This window comes from Companilactobacillus mindensis DSM 14500 (assembly GCF_001434275.1).
Classification (GTDB): domain Bacteria; phylum Bacillota; class Bacilli; order Lactobacillales; family Lactobacillaceae; genus Companilactobacillus; species Companilactobacillus mindensis.
This window is the reverse complement of the sequence record NZ_AZEZ01000055.1, coordinates 1-18286: the sequence shown is the minus strand read 5'-3', so window position 1 is coordinate 18286 and position 18286 is coordinate 1. Positions and strand designations below refer to the sequence as shown.

General features: G+C 38.1%; 21 protein-coding genes, 1 tRNA gene and 1 other annotated feature. Of the genes, 13 read left to right on the top strand and 9 right to left on the bottom strand.

What is annotated here, in order from left to right; genetic code table 11:
• Positions 1-172: 172 nt before the first annotated feature.
• Together FD29_RS05340 and FD29_RS05335 are read right to left on the bottom strand one after the other, a co-directional pair.
• Positions 173-246 (bottom strand) — tRNA-Thr (locus tag FD29_RS05340).
• A 52-nt stretch (positions 247-298) separates the two neighbouring features.
• Positions 299-820, bottom strand: a complete 522-nt coding sequence (locus FD29_RS05335) for an HdeD family acid-resistance protein (protein ID WP_057887924.1) — start codon at positions 818-820, stop codon at positions 299-301.
• A 164-nt stretch (positions 821-984) separates the two neighbouring features.
• Between FD29_RS05335 and FD29_RS05330 the strand changes: the two genes are divergently transcribed.
• A complete protein-coding gene (locus tag FD29_RS05330) occupies positions 985-1635 on the top strand; it encodes a metal-dependent transcriptional regulator (protein ID WP_057887923.1) in 651 nt (216 codons plus the stop codon).
• Positions 1636-1698: 63 nt separating this feature from the next.
• Here the strand turns inward: FD29_RS05330 and FD29_RS05325 are convergent, their stop codons facing one another.
• The 4 genes from FD29_RS05325 to FD29_RS05310 are packed head-to-tail and all read right to left on the bottom strand — an operon-like array spanning position 1699 to position 4452.
• Positions 1699-2499, bottom strand: a complete 801-nt coding sequence (locus FD29_RS05325; RefSeq protein WP_057887922.1) for a DUF975 family protein — start codon at positions 2497-2499, stop codon at positions 1699-1701.
• Between the two features lie 58 nt (positions 2500-2557).
• The gene (locus FD29_RS05320; protein WP_057887921.1) at positions 2558-3490 is read right to left on the bottom strand and encodes a DUF4097 family beta strand repeat-containing protein; all 933 of its coding nucleotides are present in this window, start codon (positions 3488-3490) and stop codon (positions 2558-2560) included.
• A complete protein-coding gene (locus tag FD29_RS05315) occupies positions 3483-4145 on the bottom strand; it encodes a DUF1700 domain-containing protein (RefSeq protein ID WP_057887920.1) in 663 nt (220 codons plus the stop codon). Before FD29_RS05315 ends, FD29_RS05320 begins: the two co-directional genes overlap by 8 nt.
• The gene (locus tag FD29_RS05310) at positions 4135-4452 is read right to left on the bottom strand and encodes a PadR family transcriptional regulator (protein WP_057887919.1); all 318 of its coding nucleotides are present in this window, start codon (positions 4450-4452) and stop codon (positions 4135-4137) included. The genes FD29_RS05315 and FD29_RS05310 overlap by 11 nt, the downstream gene beginning before the upstream one ends.
• A 151-nt stretch (positions 4453-4603) precedes the next feature.
• Positions 4604-4825: a binding site (T-box leader), on the top strand.
• Positions 4826-5010: 185 nt separating this feature from the next.
• On the opposite strand from FD29_RS05310, the gene FD29_RS05305 reads away from it, so the two are divergent.
• The 12 genes from FD29_RS05305 to FD29_RS05245 all read left to right on the top strand — a co-directional run bounded on the left by FD29_RS05305 (position 5011) and on the right by FD29_RS05245 (position 15386).
• The gene (locus FD29_RS05305) at positions 5011-5664 is read left to right on the top strand and encodes an amino acid ABC transporter permease (protein WP_057887918.1); all 654 of its coding nucleotides are present in this window, start codon (positions 5011-5013) and stop codon (positions 5662-5664) included.
• Positions 5665-5676: 12 nt separating this feature from the next.
• Positions 5677-6315, top strand: coding sequence for an amino acid ABC transporter ATP-binding protein (locus tag FD29_RS05300; protein WP_057887917.1), 639 nt, complete (start codon positions 5677-5679; stop codon positions 6313-6315).
• A 20-nt stretch (positions 6316-6335) separates the two neighbouring features.
• Positions 6336-7193, top strand: coding sequence for an amino acid ABC transporter substrate-binding protein (locus tag FD29_RS05295; RefSeq protein WP_057887916.1), 858 nt, complete (start codon positions 6336-6338; stop codon positions 7191-7193).
• A gap of 1242 nt (positions 7194-8435) precedes the next feature.
• Positions 8436-8909 carry a nucleoside 2-deoxyribosyltransferase gene (locus FD29_RS05290; protein WP_057887915.1) on the top strand — a complete coding sequence of 158 codons (474 nt, stop codon included), beginning with the start codon at positions 8436-8438 and terminating at the stop codon, positions 8907-8909.
• 10 nt (positions 8910-8919) lie between these two features.
• The gene (locus FD29_RS11250) at positions 8920-9426 is read left to right on the top strand and encodes a TetR/AcrR family transcriptional regulator (RefSeq protein WP_083477783.1); all 507 of its coding nucleotides are present in this window, start codon (positions 8920-8922) and stop codon (positions 9424-9426) included.
• Positions 9427-9438: 12 nt separating this feature from the next.
• The gene (locus FD29_RS05280; protein WP_057887914.1) at positions 9439-10614 is read left to right on the top strand and encodes a CynX/NimT family MFS transporter; all 1176 of its coding nucleotides are present in this window, start codon (positions 9439-9441) and stop codon (positions 10612-10614) included.
• A gap of 182 nt (positions 10615-10796) precedes the next feature.
• The gene (locus FD29_RS05275; RefSeq protein WP_057887913.1) at positions 10797-11453 is read left to right on the top strand and encodes an HAD hydrolase-like protein; all 657 of its coding nucleotides are present in this window, start codon (positions 10797-10799) and stop codon (positions 11451-11453) included.
• Positions 11454-11463: 10 nt separating this feature from the next.
• A complete protein-coding gene (locus FD29_RS05270; RefSeq protein ID WP_057887912.1) occupies positions 11464-12258 on the top strand; it encodes an ElyC/SanA/YdcF family protein in 795 nt (264 codons plus the stop codon).
• 124 nt (positions 12259-12382) lie between these two features.
• The gene (locus tag FD29_RS05265; protein ID WP_057887911.1) at positions 12383-12832 is read left to right on the top strand and encodes a PTS sugar transporter subunit IIA; all 450 of its coding nucleotides are present in this window, start codon (positions 12383-12385) and stop codon (positions 12830-12832) included.
• A 294-nt stretch (positions 12833-13126) separates the two neighbouring features.
• Positions 13127-14338 carry an MFS transporter gene (locus FD29_RS05255; RefSeq protein WP_057887909.1) on the top strand — a complete coding sequence of 404 codons (1212 nt, stop codon included), beginning with the start codon at positions 13127-13129 and terminating at the stop codon, positions 14336-14338.
• Between the two features lie 170 nt (positions 14339-14508).
• Positions 14509-14943: a MarR family winged helix-turn-helix transcriptional regulator gene (locus FD29_RS05250; protein ID WP_057887908.1), complete on the top strand. Its 435-nt coding sequence runs from the start codon at positions 14509-14511 to the stop codon at positions 14941-14943.
• An 8-nt stretch (positions 14944-14951) separates the two neighbouring features.
• On the top strand, positions 14952-15386 hold the full coding sequence (locus FD29_RS05245; protein ID WP_057887907.1) for a GNAT family N-acetyltransferase: 435 nt from the start codon (positions 14952-14954) through the stop codon (positions 15384-15386).
• On the opposite strand, the gene FD29_RS05240 is transcribed toward FD29_RS05245, so the two are convergent.
• From FD29_RS05240 to FD29_RS05230, 3 genes are all read right to left on the bottom strand, one after another.
• Positions 15383-15871: an NUDIX hydrolase gene (locus FD29_RS05240; protein WP_057887906.1), complete on the bottom strand. Its 489-nt coding sequence runs from the start codon at positions 15869-15871 to the stop codon at positions 15383-15385. The two genes, FD29_RS05245 and FD29_RS05240, sit on opposite strands and share 4 nt — an antisense overlap.
• A 338-nt stretch (positions 15872-16209) precedes the next feature.
• A complete protein-coding gene (locus FD29_RS05235; RefSeq protein ID WP_057887905.1) occupies positions 16210-17004 on the bottom strand; it encodes a hypothetical protein in 795 nt (264 codons plus the stop codon).
• 44 nt (positions 17005-17048) lie between these two features.
• Complete coding sequence (locus FD29_RS05230; protein WP_057887904.1) at positions 17049-18170, bottom strand: AI-2E family transporter; 1122 nt, start codon at positions 18168-18170, stop codon at positions 17049-17051.
• Positions 18171-18286: the final 116 nt, after the last annotated feature.

The following is an 18286-nucleotide window of genomic DNA, read 5'->3' as shown; positions in this document are numbered from 1 at the left end:
GACTTTCGCCACCAAGTTAGCGCCCATGCCGGGCGCACTACTAAAATAGGCCATCCAGTTGTTTTTTTGGATGGCCTATTAATCTAGATAATTGTATGTAACCAAAGCTGAAAAAGAACTGAAATACTGAATCAAAGACAGCTTTACGTTAAAACTCTCTCTAGCTATATTAAGCCGTCTATCGGACTTGAACCGACGACCCCCACCTTACCATGGTGATGCTCTACCTATCTGAGCTAAGACGGCATGACACTTTCTACATTTTAGCAAATTTAATCCATGTAGAAAATGTTTTTATTTAAAATGCTTCGATCAATTCTGAAATGCCTGTGGCAAAGAAGAAGAATGCCAACATGAAGACGATGAAGCCACCTGCTAGAACTGGATTGAATAGCAATATAAAGGCAAACAATAAGTTAAGGCAAGCTAGAATTACGATAAAAATATAGTACTTTTTACCAAAGAAATGATAAAAACGTGATGTGAATAATTGGAAAATTGCATCTAATAAGAACCAGATGGCAAACATATAAACGATAGCAACTACACCTACGTTAACGTGCGAAACGAATATAATACCGATAATAATATTGACGATAGCCGAAAAAATCGTCCAACCACTGCGGACTCCTAAAAATTTAGTCATCTGAGAACCGAACCACAGTTGATAAACTCCCCGCAAAATTACGAAAACTCCAAAGATCACAGCTATGGTCGACAAGCTCTTCAATGGATACCAAAGTACCAAATAGCCTGCATACAGTGAAATCAAGCCGATAATGAATCCAAACCAATCAAATCGACGTTTTGGCTCACTCATAAATATCCCCTCTCTCTTTTAGAAAATCATATATTTGAATTAGATTCTATATATAATTTTCTTCCTCGATATTAATTTTAACATTATGACTTATCAAAGTTGAATGATATGCGCTATAATATAGGGGCTAATAATATTATTAGGCTAAACGAAAGGTAGCAAAATTGTCCCCTAACAAAGAAAATTATCTTAAAACAATTTATGAATTGAATTATGATTTCACTAAAATAACTAACAAACGTATTTCAGAGATCATGAATGTGTCCGCTCCATCCGTGACTGAAATGTTAAACTCGCTTGCTAGTGAAGGATATTTGACACACTCCCCATACAACAAGATTGTGTTGACGCCAAAAGGAAATAAAGTTTCCGAAAAATTGGTTCGTACGCACCGTCTTTGGGAAGTCTTCTTACATGAGAAGCTTGAATATCCAGTAGATAATGTCCACCATAACGCTGATGCCTTGGAACACTCATCTGACGACGATTTGATCGATCACTTGAATGATTTCCTAGGTCACCCACAACGTTGCCCACACGGTGGTATTATCCCCGGTAACGGCCAAGGTGAAACTGACGCTGACGACAAATTGCTCAGCATGATTCCTGACGGTGCTAAAGTTCAAATCGTTCGTGTCTCTGATAATTACGACTTTCTGCAATACTTTGGCAGCTTGAACCTAGAAATCGACGATACGATCGATATCGTTAAACACGAAAAGTTCGATAATTCCCTAGTTGTTTCTAAGGAAGATGGTACTAAGATCACAATCGGTGCAAAGGCTATCGATTATATCTTCGTCGAAAACAGATAATAATTTTTCCAAACAAAAAGTTCAATTCCTGATAACTGAATATCAGGAATTGAACTTTTTTATTTATCTAGCTTGATTCTTTTGATTATTTTCCAAAACTTTTTGATAAAAAATTGTCATCGTCAACTGCTCATAAGGTTGCAACCAAACTGACAACAATTCTCTAGTCATGCCGTTCAAAATTTCCCAGAAGAAAAATTCTAAGCACAATGAGAAGTAAGTCCACTTATACCCACGCATCAAGACGGCACTGCGATTAAAAGTCGAAAATGCCATGCGTAACGTCCACTTGCCTTGATCTTCAACATCATCTTTGAAAACTAAAAAGACTTGCGAGAAAATCATTAAAAACCAAATTCCCGGAATGATATAGAGCATGAAGCCGGCTTCCAAGAAGAGACCGAACAATGCGGTAATGAATAGCAATGGGAAAAAATACTTGCCCGAGAAAGCTTTGAATACATCGCCCAAAGCATTGATCTGATAATCCGGTTTTCGTAACTTATCAAGCAGCGTGTAAGAAACTCCGACACAAATCATGATGAAGAAAACCATAAAAGCATACACCGCTACACTAGTCTGTGGCGTCAACGTCAGCATATACTTGTCGAGTGAACTCGGATCGTTAGCCATGTTGGCTGAAATCTGAGCTAAACGGCGGCTGGCTTGCTCTGGATCAGCCAAATTAACATGTAAATTAGCCATCCAGCTATTATAAATTTTAAGTCCAAAGTACACTGCCAGAAATCTTAACAAAATCGGAATTACATTAAGGGAAATATTTCCTCTAATATCTTTTCGAAAAGCCTTATGAGCTTCACGTCTGATTTCCATGGCAGAGATTCGATTATTAGCGTTATTCATCAATATCCCTCACAATTGTAATAACGTCATTATAACAAAGATAATCACAACGGCCTAATTACCTGATAGTAATTGCTCCCTTAGTTGCCTTAACATCTAACACGTTAGTAGCATCAGTTTTATCTTCATAACTGTTACCGTAATTTTTATCAAAGTATCTGACAACGCCCTTTTCAGTTGAAAGTTGCATGCCATCTACTGTCAATTCACTACCAGTAAAGCGACCATTGGTAAAAATACGGAATTTATTCTTATTCATCAAAGTTGTTTTAGACAGTGTGACCTTGCTGTGATTATCCAGCGATTGGATCGCATCAAGATTTGACTGTTTGATATTCAAAGTTGATTCATCCAGGTTAAAACTAGAGTGAGAAATCGTCGAATTTTCGGCTTTTACTTCCGAATAAGCACCAGCAATCAACGACATATTATTTATTTTAGAATTTTTAATACTTAGTGTAGCGTTATACAAATTTACTTTGTCGACATTATGAATCGTTGCATCGTTCAAATAAAGATTCGAGTCATAATCCATATCTTTAGCGGTTTTGACCAAATGATCCACCGTTACGTCGTTGATACGAACTGAACCATTAGCCAAACGGAAATTAGCATTGTTCAAGCTCTTATTCATAGGGATCGTGATAGTAACTTCACTACGGCCTAAAACATCAAGCGCCATCTCGCCTTTTTGGGCTTTGCCAGTAACGGTCAAAGTTCCATCTTTAATTTTATACGTTGGGGCTTGAGACTTATCGCCATCGACATGAATCTTATAACGGTCGCCAAGTTTCACATTGACGTTCATATCACGTCCCTCAACATAAATATTATTAAAATCCGACAAGGGGTACGTTTCATCGACTTTTTGAGCCACTCTGAATCCATGATCCCAGATAACTGAGCGGTTACCACCCATGACGAAACCACCTAGGAGCAATAATCCACCGATTATTAGTAAATAAAAACCAGTTACGAAATACTTACGCATCTTTTTGTTCCCCTTTCATTGGTGTTTTTCGACCGTGCAGTAACTTCTTGCCTAACCAACGGAAGAAAATTACGATCACGCTGAAACCCCACTTCAAGAGAGCCACGATAATTGGAATCAGGAAGAAATCAACGCCCAAGATCAATAAACCGACACCGGTATAGAAAATAGTTGTCCCGAATGATTGGAAGATAACCGACAAACCGATAAAGATAGCCCCAATTCCACCGACGACTGACATTGCTACCAAGAATAGGAACAATAGGATGAAGAAAACACCCAAGCCGATGAAGAGTAAGATCAACGGAATCAAAATAATCGCTATCAAAATAGCTACTGGTGAAGCCATCAAAGCCAAGATAACTAAACCGATCATCTTTAAATTTTTGGAGAAACGTTCATTACTGGAAATTTGTCCGTTGTTGAAATTTTGGTAATTCTCCTCAGACATTTTGATTGAATAATCAGCCAAAACTTTTCGAGCCAAATGTTTGGGCGTACCCAATTCGTTAATGATGGCATCATTTGTCTGTAAATTAGCGTCAATAATATATTCTTGATAAAACTCAATGACGTCTTGTTGTTCTTTGTCGCTCAGTTGATGCAAATAGATTCGAAATTCATCAATATAAGCATAGCTCACGTTATTCTTCATTTTTCCCCTCCAAGATAGCATCCGTAGCTGCCTTTAATTCCTGCCAATTATCTCTGATCTGTTCCAAACGTTCTTTTCCCAGATCAGTGATCTGATAATAGCGACGGTTGCGACCTTCATAAGCTTCATCATAAGTACTTAGCCAATCTTCTTTTTTGAGTCGACGCAAAATGGGATACATTGTCGATTCTGAAATTGGAAATACTTTTTTTATTTCACGAGTTATCGCATAACCGTAATAATCTTCATTAGTCAACAGAGCTAGGACTGAACCTTCGAGAATCTCAGTTGAGACTTGAATTGCCATATCATTTCCTCATTTCTGTAATACTATACGTCGTATAATATCATTTCATTAACAATATATTATAAATAATAGCTTATGTCAATTTTTTATAAAATAAACTTGACATTATTTATTTTAGGTCGTACGATTACTTCAACATTTTAAAACAAATCTAAAAACGACGACAGAAGAGTAATCAAGTTAGCTAGTCCAGAGAGTCAACGATGGTGCGAGTTGATCTAGTCCTTGATGAAACACATCTGTAAGTTGAATGATTGAAATTAGTAGGTCATTTCGGTAGCACCGTTACAGCTGAAGTTATTGTAACTTCATGAGTCTAATATCGTGAGATGTTAGAAACCAGAGGTGGTACCGCGAATAAGTCGCCCTCTTAGTCTTTTGACTAAGAGGGCTTTTTTTATTTACGAACTAGCTCTTTTACAATAACTTCTTGAGGTCAGTACCGTGAGATACTGACGAACTCGAGGTGGAACCACGTCTAAACGTCCTCTAGCATTTATGCTAGTGGGCGTTTTTTTTTACAGAGTTGTTTTTAGATTTGGAAAAGGGGAAGAAATTATGATGAATTATATCTTTGAGATTTTACCGTCACTACTGAGTGGGACTGCAATGACTTTAAAAGTTTTCTTCTGGACAATCATTTGTTCATTGCCATTAGGAGTTTTAGTATCATTGGGGCGCAGTTCTAAATTCAAACCGTTGAGTTGGATCCTTTCGTTTTACATTTGGGTCATGCGTGGAACGCCTTTACTATTGCAATTAATTTTCGTCTTCTACGGATTGCCAAACATGCCTTTCGTACATATCGTTTTTGAAAGATATGATGCCGCACTCTTCGCATTTATCTTGAACTACACAGCTTACTTCGCTGAAATCTTCCGTGGTGGCTTTGGTACCGTCAGCAAAGGTCAATTCGAAGGAGCCAAGGTACTTGGTTTAAACTATTGGCAAACGATCCGCAAGATCATCATTCCCCAAGTTGTCAAAATCGTCTTACCTTCAATCGGTAACGAAGTTATCAACTTGGTCAAGGATTCATCTTTGGTTTACGTTATCGGACTAGGTGATCTGCTTCGTGCCGGAAATATTGCCAGTTCACGTGACGTCACATTGCTTCCATTAGTTCTTGTAGGTGTAATTTACTTACTATTGACCCTCATCTGTACTTGGGGCTTGAAAGTTCTAGAAAAACGCTTTAGCTATTATCGTTAGGAGAGAGAAAATATGTTGAAATTAGAAAATATTACTAAAAGTTTTGATGGTAAAACCATTCTTGATAATTTAAATCTCGAAGTTAAAGACAATTCAATTCTCAGTATCGTTGGACCTAGTGGTGCTGGTAAAACAACTTTGCTTCGTTGCATTGCCGGACTTGAAAAAGTTGATTCTGGCCAATTCATTTTAAACAACCAGCCTTTCGATCCTTCTGACGAATCTGCCAAAGAACGTGTCGTTGGCGTTGTCTTCCAAGATTTCAATCTCTTCCCTCATCTATCAGTTACGGAAAACATCGCTTTGGCCCCACAAATGGTTCTCAAACAAAATAAAGCCACTATTCAAAAAAATGTCACTGACCTGCTCAATCAATTAGGACTATCAGGCGTTAAAGATCAATACCCATTCGAATTATCTGGTGGTCAAAAACAACGTGTTGCCATCGCTAGAGCTTTAGCCATGCAACCCCAAATTCTCTGTTACGATGAACCAACTTCCGCTTTGGATCCGAGCTTGCGTGACACCGTAGCCGACTTAATCCTCGACTTGAAGAAAACTGGCATCACTCAAATCGTTATCACCCACGATCCAGACTTTGCTAAAAAGATTGCCGACCAACTACTCGAAGTTAAACCAATCAATAATTAATCATTAGGGGGATTAATAATATGAAGAAAAAAATACTTATATTCTTGAGCTTATTAGCCTTCTTTAGTCTAACTTTGGCTGGTTGTGGCAATGATCAAAAGTCAGTCGCCCAAGAAGCCAACACTGCTGATACTTGGTCATCAATCAAAAAAAGAGGCCGTGTCATTATCGGTTTGGACGATACTTTCGTTCCCATGGGCTTTCGGGAAAAGAATGGCAAATTGGTCGGTTACGATATTGATCTAGCCAAAGCTGTTTTTAAACAATATGGCATCAAAGCCGACTTTCAACCGATCGACTGGAATATGAAAGAAACCGAACTCAGAAATCGGACTATCGACTTGATTTGGAACGGCTACACGATCACTCCAGCACGTGAAAAGCAGCTGCTATTCTCAAGACCTTATATGGCTAACCGCCAAGTTTTAGTAACTAAAACAAATGAGAACATCACTAGCTTTGCCGGCATGAAAGGCAAAACCCTCGGTACTCAAACAAGTTCCTCCGGTGCCAGTCTTTTGGACGAACACCCTAAGATGCTAAAAGATTATATTAAAGGCAAAAATCCAGTTCTATATGATTCCTTCAATAATGCCTTGATGGACTTGAACGACAATCGTATTCAAGGACTATTGATCGACAGTGTTTACGCCGGATACTACATCAGCAAAGAAAAAGATCCATCATCATATCGTGTCACACGTGGCGGTTTTGACGGTGAAGACTTCGCTGCTGGTATGAGAAAAGGCGACAAAACTCTCAAACGTAAAATCGATGCTGGCTTACAAGAACTTACTAATACAGGCGAACTTCAAAGAATCAACAAGAAGTGGTTCGGTAACTCGGATAACTCTTTGATTCGACCTGAAAAGAAATAGTAATAAAAACATGGAGTAGTAGAAATATGCCGCCTTCCGATCAAAAGCTGATTGGGCTGGAACGTAGTGAGCACGACTTGGAGCCAATTTAAAAATTGTCTTCAAGCTCGGCAGTAATCTAAGCCAGCACAGTACGCTGACTAAGATTAAACCACTACTGAGCCCATCAGCTTTTGCTCTCCAGGCTAAATTTTTCGTTGTTTAGTTAGTATATATAGTATTTAAATAAAATTATCATCTATATAAATATAGTTTTAAATATAAGAAGACCGTAATTCCTAAATCATTAAGAATTACGGTCTATTTTTTAAAATTCAAATTATTAATGATAAATATTTGTTACCTCAATATTTAATAAAATTGACTATATCAATACTTCAAAATCTCAAATCCTTAAACCCATTAGTCTGGAATGGAATTCTGGTGGATGCTAGCCGTGGTAGTCTCTTAGCTGGCGTTTCTCTGCCAGGTTAGAGACAGACAAGCTTCAAAACAGTTCGCAGAACTGGTTCGAAGTTGCTCTCACTGCGTTCCAGCAATCCACCAGAATTTCATGGAAGACGGCAGTGAACTCATACAAGCCATATTTATTGATACTTAACAAAACTGCCTATATTACTATCTCAAGACCCAAAATACTTAAACCCATTAGTCTGGAATGGAATTCTGGTGGATGCTAGCCGTGGTAGTCTCTTAGCTGGCGTTTCTCTGCCAGGTTAGAGACAGACAAGCTTCAAAACAGTTCGCAGAACTGGTTCGAAGTTGCTCTCACTGCGTTCCAGCGTCCACCAGAATTCCATGGAAGACGGCAGTGAACCATCCCCAACTAACCAATCAATCCATTAAAAAACTGAGCCCAAATTTTCATTCAGCCTCAGTTCATTTAGTCTTCTCATTAAGAATACTTTTATCCCATCTATAAGCACGTCTAACCCTAGAATATTAAAAGAATCAGTGCCAAAAAAATACCAAAAACGGCCAGGAAACTAACTCTCTTTTTGTCATTGTGAATATTCTTGTTCATAAGCATCAAACCTCCGTGCCTAGGAAAGTTATATCATCTTAAAAACAAAATGAAAAGGCTTTTTTATAAAATTTAAATTTTATTTTCTGATTTATTCTCAAGCAGGATTTATTACTAATATCGGAAAAAAGATGCTTTTTCTATTTAAAATTTTAGGTATTTTCCGAACATTTAAGTATAATTAATGTATCAATATAAAGGAGCTACTTATTACTCACATGGAAAAAAAGAATCGTGTTTATTTGGCTGGACCATTTTTCAGCGACCAACAGATCAAACGACTTGATGAAGTTCAAAAATTACTAACTGAAAACCCTACTATCGGTGATATTTTCCGTCCTGGCAAGGATGAATATACCGACGCTGAATTCGGATCTTTCGAATGGCAAACTGCTGTCTACAAGCATGACATTAACAATATTAATGTTTCAGATGTCGTTGTAGCAATGTTAGACTATAAATTAGAAGAAAAAGAAATGGAACCTGACTCTGGTACGATGTGGGAATGTGGTTATGCGATTGCTAACAATGTTCCTGTCATTGCCGTTCGTAACAATACTTCTGAGCCATTGAATCTAATGCTTGCCGGCAGTTTAACAGCCTTTTTCAATGGTCACGAAAGTATTCAAGAACTCAAGAATTATGATTTCAATTCATTAATGACACGTTACGAAGACGTAAAGGTACTCTAGGAGGAACAACATGTCGCAAGTCACGCAACGAACCGAAAATTCAATTATTACTGCAATGATTTCCTTATTACAAAAGAAACCATTTGAAAAGATCACTGTTGGTGATATTTGTGACGAGGCGCTGATCAATCACAGTACTTTCTATCGTTATTTCAGTGACAAGTACTCGCTATTGCATGCCGTCTTCTCATATCTCCTAGATGATCTTCTCAACAACACTTCTAATGCTAAAACAATCGTTTATCAAATCGCTGATTTCATGGAAAAGAATAGTAGCTTCATTCATCACATTTCGCCACAATATCAAACTCGAGCTAACCTCTATCCAGAATTTCGCATGACAAATTTATCGAATTTACTGAGAACTTCTTTGCTAAATGGTCCAAATAATTACGTAATCTTGGTTATAAAACACATAAGTCATCTAGGAAATCTAGATGGCTTTTTTCATGGCTTGCTTTCTTCAGTTGGCACAACCATTAATCGGGTTTACACTTGTAATATTGTGTTTTATTAAAAGGAGGAGAAAATGTCAGCACCTAAATTAAACAAAAAGTGGTTTTTATTGAGTATGATGTTGATTGCTGCCAATTTGCGCCTGCCGATCACTATCATCCCCCCGTTGCTCAGTACGATCGAAAAAAATCTCGGTATTCCTAAGTCCTTAGCTGGATTAATCACTTCGATCCCACTGATAACATTTGCCGTTTTTTCACCAGTTATCGTTAAACTTGCTAAAAAGTTCGGTAATGAATTAACGGTTTTCATCTTCTTTATTGTCTTGATTGCGGGTAGTTTCTTGCGGATCATCCCCGTTGTTTGGGCTTTGATGCTGGGAACGTTTTTGGCCGGTATCGGTATCGACAGTGGGAATGTTTTAGTTCCTGCCATGATCAAAGATCACTTACCCAACCAAATTCCTTTAGGTACTAGTCTTTACACCATGTCGATGCTTTTGATCGGCGCGATTGGAACTGCTCTTTCTGGTATTTTAATTACTAAAATAAGTTTGCAAGCTACTTTGGCAATTCTTTCGACATTAGCTATCGTTGCGGCAATCTTTTGGATCCCTAATTTACGCTATAATCAAAAAGATCAAGAACAAACCGCTGCCATTAAATATCGCAGTGTTTGGAACCAATCACTCGGTTGGTTGATAACAGCCTTTTTCGGTTTGCAATCTTTGGTCTACTATTCATTCGTCACTTGGTTGCCATCCATTTTGGAAAGTCACGGCATCAGTTCGATTTTGGCCAGTAATTTATTGACGGTCTTGCAGTTGAGCGGTTTGCCTTGTTCATTCATTGTGCCTTTTCTCTCAGTTCGAAAACACGGTATGAAGTGGCTCTTGACTATGCTTTTGATCGGTTACGCAATTTCGCCATTAGGGTATCTTTTGACAACTAGCAATCTAGTCTTCTTGAGCATCATCACTGTCTTAACTGGATTTGGTTCCGGACTAGCTTTCAATATGGCTGTAATCTTCTTTACTGAGAAAACTACCAATCCTTATCAAACCGCTGAAGTTTCCGGTATGGCTCAGTCGGCTGGTTACTTGTTGGCCGCAGTCGGACCAGTTACGTTCGGCTATCTCGAAAATTCACTCAATTCTTGGAACATGATTTTAGTTATCTTAGCCGTTATGTCAGTGTTGTTGACCCTATCTGGCGTTTTGATCTCTCGGCATAAAGCGATTGCTGAATAAAAATATTTATATAAAAAGAGATGACTGAACCAAAATTGTCATCTCTTTTTATTTTGAATTTAACGTATGAAACGCGTTTGCTATCAAGCATTAGTTTTCATTTTGTGTTATTGAATCAATAACTTTATAATTAAAGAGTTGCTTAATAAAGCGATTACAAATAATAAGGAGTTTATTCAACTATGAAAAATCTATTCTTCGACTTCGACGGTACGATTGCCAATACCAAAGAAGGTATCATCAACGCCCTAAAAGATATGTCTAAAACTTTGGACATCCCCGTTCTAGATGACTCAATCTACCTGAAGTTCATCGGTCCTGCCTTAACTGAAGGTATGAAACAATATTATCCTGACTTTCCAGAAGAACGTTATCCAGAAGCTATCGCTGCTTACGATAAATTTTACAACGCCACCGGCATCAATCAATTGTCGCTCTACCCACATATGAAAGAGACTTTGGCTCAATTAAAGGATGCTGGCTATAATCTTTATATTTCATCAGCTAAACCCGATCCAGTTGTCAAAATCCTTATCCCTCGCTTAGGATTATCCGACTACTTCACAGGTATTTACGGTGCCGCTACTGACGGTTTTTCACTCAATACTAAGAGTGCCATTCTAAATTATGGACTGACTGACGCCAAGATCACTGACTTGGACGAAACAGTTATGATTGGTGACCGCATGACTGATATTATCGGTGGTGCTAAAAATAACGTCCACACCTTAGGTATCACTTATGGATTCGGCGACCACCAAGAATTAGCCGACGCTGGTGCTGAAGTAATTGTCGATCATGTAACTGACATTCCTGAAGGAATTAAAAAATTCAACTAGAGGTTCGACGATGACATTTACGCAAACTGATTTAAATGATTTCAATCTTCTCGGTAAATTTTGTTCTCAACGCGATATTACTGAATTAACATCACAGAGTCTCAACAACAAATATGGCTTTCCCCAAGCTGACGTCTATGTATTATTTGGCGGCAGCATTCTTTATGGCGTTGATATTTTGGCAAAAGCGATTCAAAATAAGATTGCTAAAAAATACATTATTGTTGGTGGCTACGGACATACAACTGCTACTTTGCAACAAACTGTGCAAAATGCTTATCCCGATATTCCTGCTAAAAATATGCAAGAAGCCGAAATCTTTGCGGCCCTTCTGAAAAAACGTTTTGGCTTAGAAGTAGATTTTTTAGAAACTGCATCGACTAATTGTGGCAACAACATCACTTACTTATTGGAGCTGCTCAAGGATAAACAAATTGATTTTCATTCGATCATTCTCTCCCAAGATGCCACAATGCAGAAACGGATGGCCGCTTGTTTGCAAAAATATGTCGCTTCCGATGTGACGATCATCAATTACGCCGTCTATCAAACTAATTTGGTCATGAAACAAACTCATTTGGCCTTTGACCAAAAATTTCTAGGGCTTTGGCAACCAGAACGTTATCAAAACTTATTGATGGGAGAAATCCCTCGCTTACGTGACGACAAAACTGGTTACGGTCCCAATGGTAAAGGTTTTATCGCACACGTCGATATTCCTTGGGAAATTTTATCTGCTTATGAAAGATTGCACCAAAAATATCCCGATTTGACCCGTCCCGGCGACCCGAAATATCTTTTCTAAAAAAACTTCAATTTATCCCTTGCTATGAAACGCGTTCGATAATATATCATACTTGGTGTAGAGAAGTTCAGACATGTCGATCTACTTCGTTGAATTTACTTAAATACAGAGGAGATTAACAATTATGTTCAAAATTTTTAGAAAAAACCACACAACCGCAAATATCGAATTAAAGGATAACAATCAATTAAGTGCCCTAAAACTTGCTGCAGCAAAGGCCGCTGACGAATTTAACGTCGATGAACAAGCCGTACAAAGCAGTATCTTTGCCAGTGCTGCTCAAGGTACACCGATCATTGAAAACCGTGCCGTCTTCTTGTTTGCAACTAGTGAAAACAAGAGTCGCGCTCACACAATGATGTTAACTTTCAAAGATCCTGTTGCTTGGGGTACGGATAGAACACCAGTTGATTACCTGATTATTGGGCTTTTCCCTGATGGTTCAACTGATGAGCAAATCCAAGCTATCTCTGATAAAGTTACAACTGGACTCAGTGAAAAGGCTGACCAATTGGACGATATCAAGTTTAATGACAGTAATTTGAACAAATTGAATCAATCATTTACAGACTAATTTTAAATATTAATAATCGTATTAAAAAAGTATCAGTATTTACTAGAAAATCTAGTAACGCTGATACTTTTTTTGATTCGTAGAACTGATTCAAAGTTGCTCTCACAGCGTTCCAGCAATCCACCGAAATTTCATGGAAGACGGCAAGTAGAAATAACCGGACTTCAAACAATAACCAGCCCTTTTGTATTTGCGTTTTCATATCCAGCTCTTGTTTCCAAAAATTTCTTGTGCTATCATACGGTCAAGCAAAATAAATGACGACAGCGAGCGTCAATTTTGGAGGAATGCAACATGAAAATAGCAACAAAGCAAAACCAGCTAGATAATTACCAAGCTAAAGTGGTCGCTTCCACAGCTTCAGGATTTGGATTGGAAAACATGGACGTGATGTTTTTATCATTCGCCCTTTCATCCATCATCGCTGAACTGCATCTCAGTGGAACCCAAGCGGGATTGATTTCGACCATTACAAATATTGGTATGTTATTAGGTGGTATTTTTTTTGGAATTTTAGCCGACAAGATCGGTCGTATCAAAACTTTTAGTCACACCATTTTTATCTTTGCCTTTGCCACCGCAGCGATGTTCTTCGCTCACAGTTTGACTGCAATTTATATCTGCCGTTTCATTGCCGGAATTGGTGCCGGTGGTGAGTACGGTATCGGAATGACTGTTTTAGCAGAGAGTTTCTCGAAAGAAAAATTAGGTCGAGTTTCTTCATGGGTCGGTGTCGCCGGTCAAATCGGTGCCATCTTAGCAGCCCTCTTAGCTGCCCTAGTCCTACCTACACTTGGTTGGCACGCCTTGTTCTTATTCGGTGTCATCCCAGTGATCATTACTTTCTTCATCAGAAGACATCTTCGTGAAAGTACTACCTTTACTAACTCCTCCAAAAAACAAAATGGTAACATCAAACAACTATTTGCTACACCAAAGATTGCTTATCAAACTATCGCACTAATGGTTATGGCCATCGTACAAATTGCCGGTTACTTCGGTCTGATGAACTGGTTGCCAACTATCATGCAAAAGCAACTCAACTTAACCGTTGGTTCTTCAACTTGGATGATTGCCACAATTCTTGGTATGTGTGCTGGTATGATGACTTTCGGTTGGATTCTCGATAACTTAGGACCACGTTTGGCCTTCGGAATCTTTTTAACTGCTTCAGCTATCGGCGTCTATATCTTAACTTTACCAAGCAATGTCTGGTCGCTGATTGTCGTTGGTGCAGTAGTCGGTTACTTCTCTAACGGTATGTTTGCTGGTTACGGTGCCATCGTCAGTCGCTTATATCCAACTGAAGTTCGGGCAACAGCTAACAACGTCATTATGAATGTTGGCCGTTGTATTGGTGGTTTCTCCAGTTTGGCCATCGGATATATTCTTGACCACTACAATATTATGACTGTTATGATTTTTATCTCAACGCTTTACATCATCAGTTTGATCGTCATGTTGACAATCTCTAATCTTAAAGCTGCCAATTTTAAAAATATCTAGATAATCATATATAACTAGAATTAAGAAAGAACTCAATAATATACATAAATAAAACCGCTAATTGTGATTAAAATTAGCGGTTTTTTTGAATTCAAAAATTTTTATAAAAAGTAGTGGACAAAGTCCACTATAATGCTATAATAATTTTCATTAACCCAGGAGATGATTTATTGCTAAACCAAACTGAAATATCGCAGATTCGTAATTTCAACCGTGACTATACAAAATTATTAGGTATTTTGAATAAAAAAGTCCTCGATACGCCCTTGAGTTGGACGGAAGGTCGAGTGCTGTTGGAGATATCTTTTAACAACGACAAAACACCCATTGAAGTTGCTAACAATTTAAAATTGGACAAGAGTTACACCAGTCGGATTCTCAACCGTTTTGAAAAAAAAGGCATAGTCAATAAATCTCCTTCAGCTAAAGATTCGCGTTCGATTGAACTCAGTTTGACCGCCACCGGTCAAGAATTAGTCAAAGAATTGAATGCACGATCCGACCAACAGATCAAAGACCTGCTAAAAGATCTTTCGATTGATGAACAACGACAATTCTTTCAAGCTATGACTACCTTAGATAATTTACTCTTTACAAGAAAGTAGGCCCAAATATGTGGGAAACTAAAACATTTGCAGAATTATCTGCTAAAGAACTTTATGAAATACTTTATTTACGTACCAAAATTTTCGTGGTCGCTCAAGACCGAGTTTACCAAGAAGTTGACGAACACGACTTGGATTCAATTCACATCTTTAAAGTCATCGATGGTAAAATTGCGGCCTATGCGCGAGTTTTCAAACAAAACGGCAATGTGACCTTTGGTCGAGTCGTAACAGATCCCAAGTTTCGTGGCCAAGGACTCGGTAAAGAATTGATGGTGCACGTTTTAGATGTCATTCAAACAAAATTCGATCATCCTGAAGTTGAGATTGAAGCTCAAGTTCAAGTCCAAGATTTCTACAGAAAATTCAATTTTCAATCTGAAGGCGACGTCTTTTTATTCAACCACACGCCACACATCAAGATGACTAGGAATTTTGCTTAATCCAAAACGTCCCAGTGGGAAAATTTAGTATCGGAAACGATAAATTTGTGTAGCAAAATAAATTCTTTGGCCTTTAGCACTAAGGGTGAACTATTTTCCAAATTCAAATTCTCAACTTCGACCCACTGCGTACCGCGGGGATTTTGACCGACAAATTGTGAGACATCAGTATTGGGAATACCTGAGTATTCATCGATTCGATAAAACACACAGACATGTTCGTTCCATTCAAAATGTTGTTGTTTCCACGGATAACGAAAATTGACCGTTCCTAATTGTTCCACATCCAATACTTCAAGACCAGTCTCTTCGTTCACTGCTCGTTTAACCGCTTTAACCAACGATTCGCCATGCCCTAATTTTCCACCCGGCAAATCATAACGTTTGTTATACGGCCCGCCATTCTTTTTGACGACTAGCAGACGGTTGCCGCCGGCAATAATTCCGTAAACGCCAAACGTAAGGTGAAATTTATTCTTACTCATTTTTATCACTCCAAAAAAATAGAAAAGAACCTCATCCTAATCGATGGGGTTCTTTTCTTAACTTTGGTTATATTATTTTTATGAGTCATCTGGAAAAAATAGATAACTTTTTTAATACAATTATTTAAAAACTACTTAGTCTGGAATGAAATTTCGGTAGATGCTCAGCCTAGGGTCTTAGCTGGCGATTTTTGCCAGTTTAGAGCCAGACAAGCTTCAAAACAATCGCAAGATTGGTTCGAAGTTGCTCTCACAGCGTTCCAGCGTCTACCGAAATTTCATGGAAGACGGCAAGTATAAAACAACCAAACTTCAAAAAGATCCATCGATGATAACTTTTAAATAAAATTGAATATGCCAAGTATCTTAATAACTATCATCGATATGACAATACTGATCACAGCATGAAACATGAACAAGATTGAAAAAGCAACAAAATAAATCGAATTACTCATAACTGCAATCCTTAAATTTAACAAATATATTACTGAGCCGGAAATAATCAACACGACCACCCAAGGCAAAATTCCCTTGTTGACAGTCATGAAGTCATTGCGGCTCAAATCGTAGCCTGTACTAGCAATCATGATAGTCAAAACAATATAGAGAATTATCATTCCCCACGAGGCATTGGCAAAACTGGATTTCAAATTATCTAACACCGAACTAAAAATTGCACTGATCGAAATAGGCGCACCCGAATTCAAACTCTGGGTTAATGAAGACACACTGAATTGGGCTTTCAGTAGGAATTTTTGCAATAAATATAACGCCAAGGAACACATATAATACGGTGCTAATCCGATGAAAAAGTTTCCCAACATTTGATAAACATTACGATTATTCCATTTATGATCGACCGAGCCTAATGCACCTGACTGCCGATAATTAGTATTCAATAATTGAACTCGCGTTACTTGATGGCCGAACAAATAAGCGAAAATTGCATGACCTAATTCATGAATGATCACACCTAAGCCACCCACGACTAATTGACTACTATTGCCAAGGTTGTCTACCAAAATAATTTTCGATAAATGGCCCAACCATGACGTGATCAATGAAGTCAGATAAGGGACCAATGTAAAAATGGCCACAAAAGTTATGACGAAGCCAAAATAGCTATTCCACAAAGTAATCGCTCCTCACATGATTTCATCAATTATAACATTGCCACCTATTCGATTTGGCTTTCGAGTCGTCGATTTGTCTCATTCTTAAACAATTGATAAATCGTTGCTGCTACTGGAACGCCCAACAACATTCCGACGATGCCACCTAAGCCACCACCAATTGTAATTGCTGTCAAAACCCAAATACCTGGCAAACCGATCGAAGTTCCCACAACACGTGGATAAACCAAGTTGCTTTCTAACTGCTGCAACACGATGATGAAGACTACAAACAATACCGCTTGAAGTGGTGAATCTACTGCTATTAGTAAAAATCCTACCGCTCCACCGGCCCAAGCACCGAAGATCGGTACCAACGAAGTGATCCCGACGAAGGCACCAACGGGCAATGCATATGGAAATTTAAAAATAAACATCCCTAAAGCACACAGAGTTCCCAGAATAAAAGCTTCTGTAACTTGACCAACAATAAAACTGCTGAACATCTTATTTGTAATATTGAGGACATAGCTAGTTTTTTCAAGATGTTTAGGTTTCATAAAAGCACGGCTGGCTTTTTTAACTTGAGCTGTCAATTTTTCTTTCGTTGCCAAAATATAAATTGCAAAAGTAATTGCCAACAGAGCATTAAAAATACCTTTGGCTAAGCTGGTAACGATTTTAAACGTTGAACCAAACAGTCCACTGACCCCTGAAGTCAAAAATTTCATTACTTTTGACTGAACCGAAGTCCAATTTATATTGATAGCTTTTAATTGGTCTGGTACCGCAGAATGACTGTTCAACTTTTCAGCCAAACTAGAAATATCGCTGACCATAGCTGGAATTGATTTGAAGAAATCGGTCAAGGCACTGACGAATTGGGGCAAAACTAATCTGAAGACGCCGGTCATCACTAAAATCACAATTATGACCGACAATAAAATTGCGATTCCTCTTCGACTCCCTTGTAGCCAACGATATTTAGTATTGGGAAAAAGATGCTTCTCAATTCTCACGCAGAGAATATTCAAGGCATAGGCCAAAACTCCCCCCAGAATCAGTGGCATCACGATTCCTAATAGATTCATGAAAAGCTGATAAATTTGCACTGGATAAATTAATACAAATAACAGTAATACGATAAATATCGTGTATTTGACGATCTCTTTACGTTTTATTTTCATAATTTATCTCCTATATTAACTATCTAATCAATATAGCATATAAAAATAGTGTCTGAAACATAAAGTGCAACACAAAAGTTAGACAAAATTAAATATTGTTAAGCTGCTAAGGCATG

Excerpts from the sequence above, each read along its gene's own strand:
- FD29_RS05335 (WP_057887924.1), bottom strand. The coding sequence starts at position 820 with ATGAGTGAGCCAAAACGTCGATTTGATTGGTTTGGATTCATTATCGGC.
- FD29_RS05325 (WP_057887922.1), bottom strand. The coding sequence starts at position 2,499 with ATGAATAACGCTAATAATCGAATCTCTGCCATGGAAATCAGACGTGAA.
- FD29_RS05320 (WP_057887921.1), bottom strand. The coding sequence starts at position 3,490 with ATGCGTAAGTATTTCGTAACTGGTTTTTATTTACTAATAATCGGTGGA.
- FD29_RS05315 (WP_057887920.1), bottom strand. The coding sequence starts at position 4,145 with ATGAAGAATAACGTGAGCTATGCTTATATTGATGAATTTCGAATCTAT.
- FD29_RS05310 (WP_057887919.1), bottom strand. The coding sequence starts at position 4,452 with ATGGCAATTCAAGTCTCAACTGAGATTCTCGAAGGTTCAGTCCTAGCT.
- FD29_RS05305 (WP_057887918.1), top strand. The coding sequence starts at position 5,011 with ATGATGAATTATATCTTTGAGATTTTACCGTCACTACTGAGTGGGACT.
- FD29_RS05300 (WP_057887917.1), top strand. The coding sequence starts at position 5,677 with ATGTTGAAATTAGAAAATATTACTAAAAGTTTTGATGGTAAAACCATT.
- FD29_RS05295 (WP_057887916.1), top strand. The coding sequence starts at position 6,336 with ATGAAGAAAAAAATACTTATATTCTTGAGCTTATTAGCCTTCTTTAGT.
- FD29_RS05290 (WP_057887915.1), top strand. The coding sequence starts at position 8,436 with ATGGAAAAAAAGAATCGTGTTTATTTGGCTGGACCATTTTTCAGCGAC.
- FD29_RS11250 (WP_083477783.1), top strand. The coding sequence starts at position 8,920 with ATGTCGCAAGTCACGCAACGAACCGAAAATTCAATTATTACTGCAATG.
- FD29_RS05280 (WP_057887914.1), top strand. The coding sequence starts at position 9,439 with ATGTCAGCACCTAAATTAAACAAAAAGTGGTTTTTATTGAGTATGATG.
- FD29_RS05275 (WP_057887913.1), top strand. The coding sequence starts at position 10,797 with ATGAAAAATCTATTCTTCGACTTCGACGGTACGATTGCCAATACCAAA.
- FD29_RS05270 (WP_057887912.1), top strand. The coding sequence starts at position 11,464 with ATGACATTTACGCAAACTGATTTAAATGATTTCAATCTTCTCGGTAAA.
- FD29_RS05265 (WP_057887911.1), top strand. The coding sequence starts at position 12,383 with ATGTTCAAAATTTTTAGAAAAAACCACACAACCGCAAATATCGAATTA.
- FD29_RS05255 (WP_057887909.1), top strand. The coding sequence starts at position 13,127 with ATGAAAATAGCAACAAAGCAAAACCAGCTAGATAATTACCAAGCTAAA.
- FD29_RS05245 (WP_057887907.1), top strand. The coding sequence starts at position 14,952 with ATGTGGGAAACTAAAACATTTGCAGAATTATCTGCTAAAGAACTTTAT.
- FD29_RS05240 (WP_057887906.1), bottom strand. The coding sequence starts at position 15,871 with ATGAGTAAGAATAAATTTCACCTTACGTTTGGCGTTTACGGAATTATT.
- FD29_RS05230 (WP_057887904.1), bottom strand. The coding sequence starts at position 18,170 with ATGAAAATAAAACGTAAAGAGATCGTCAAATACACGATATTTATCGTA.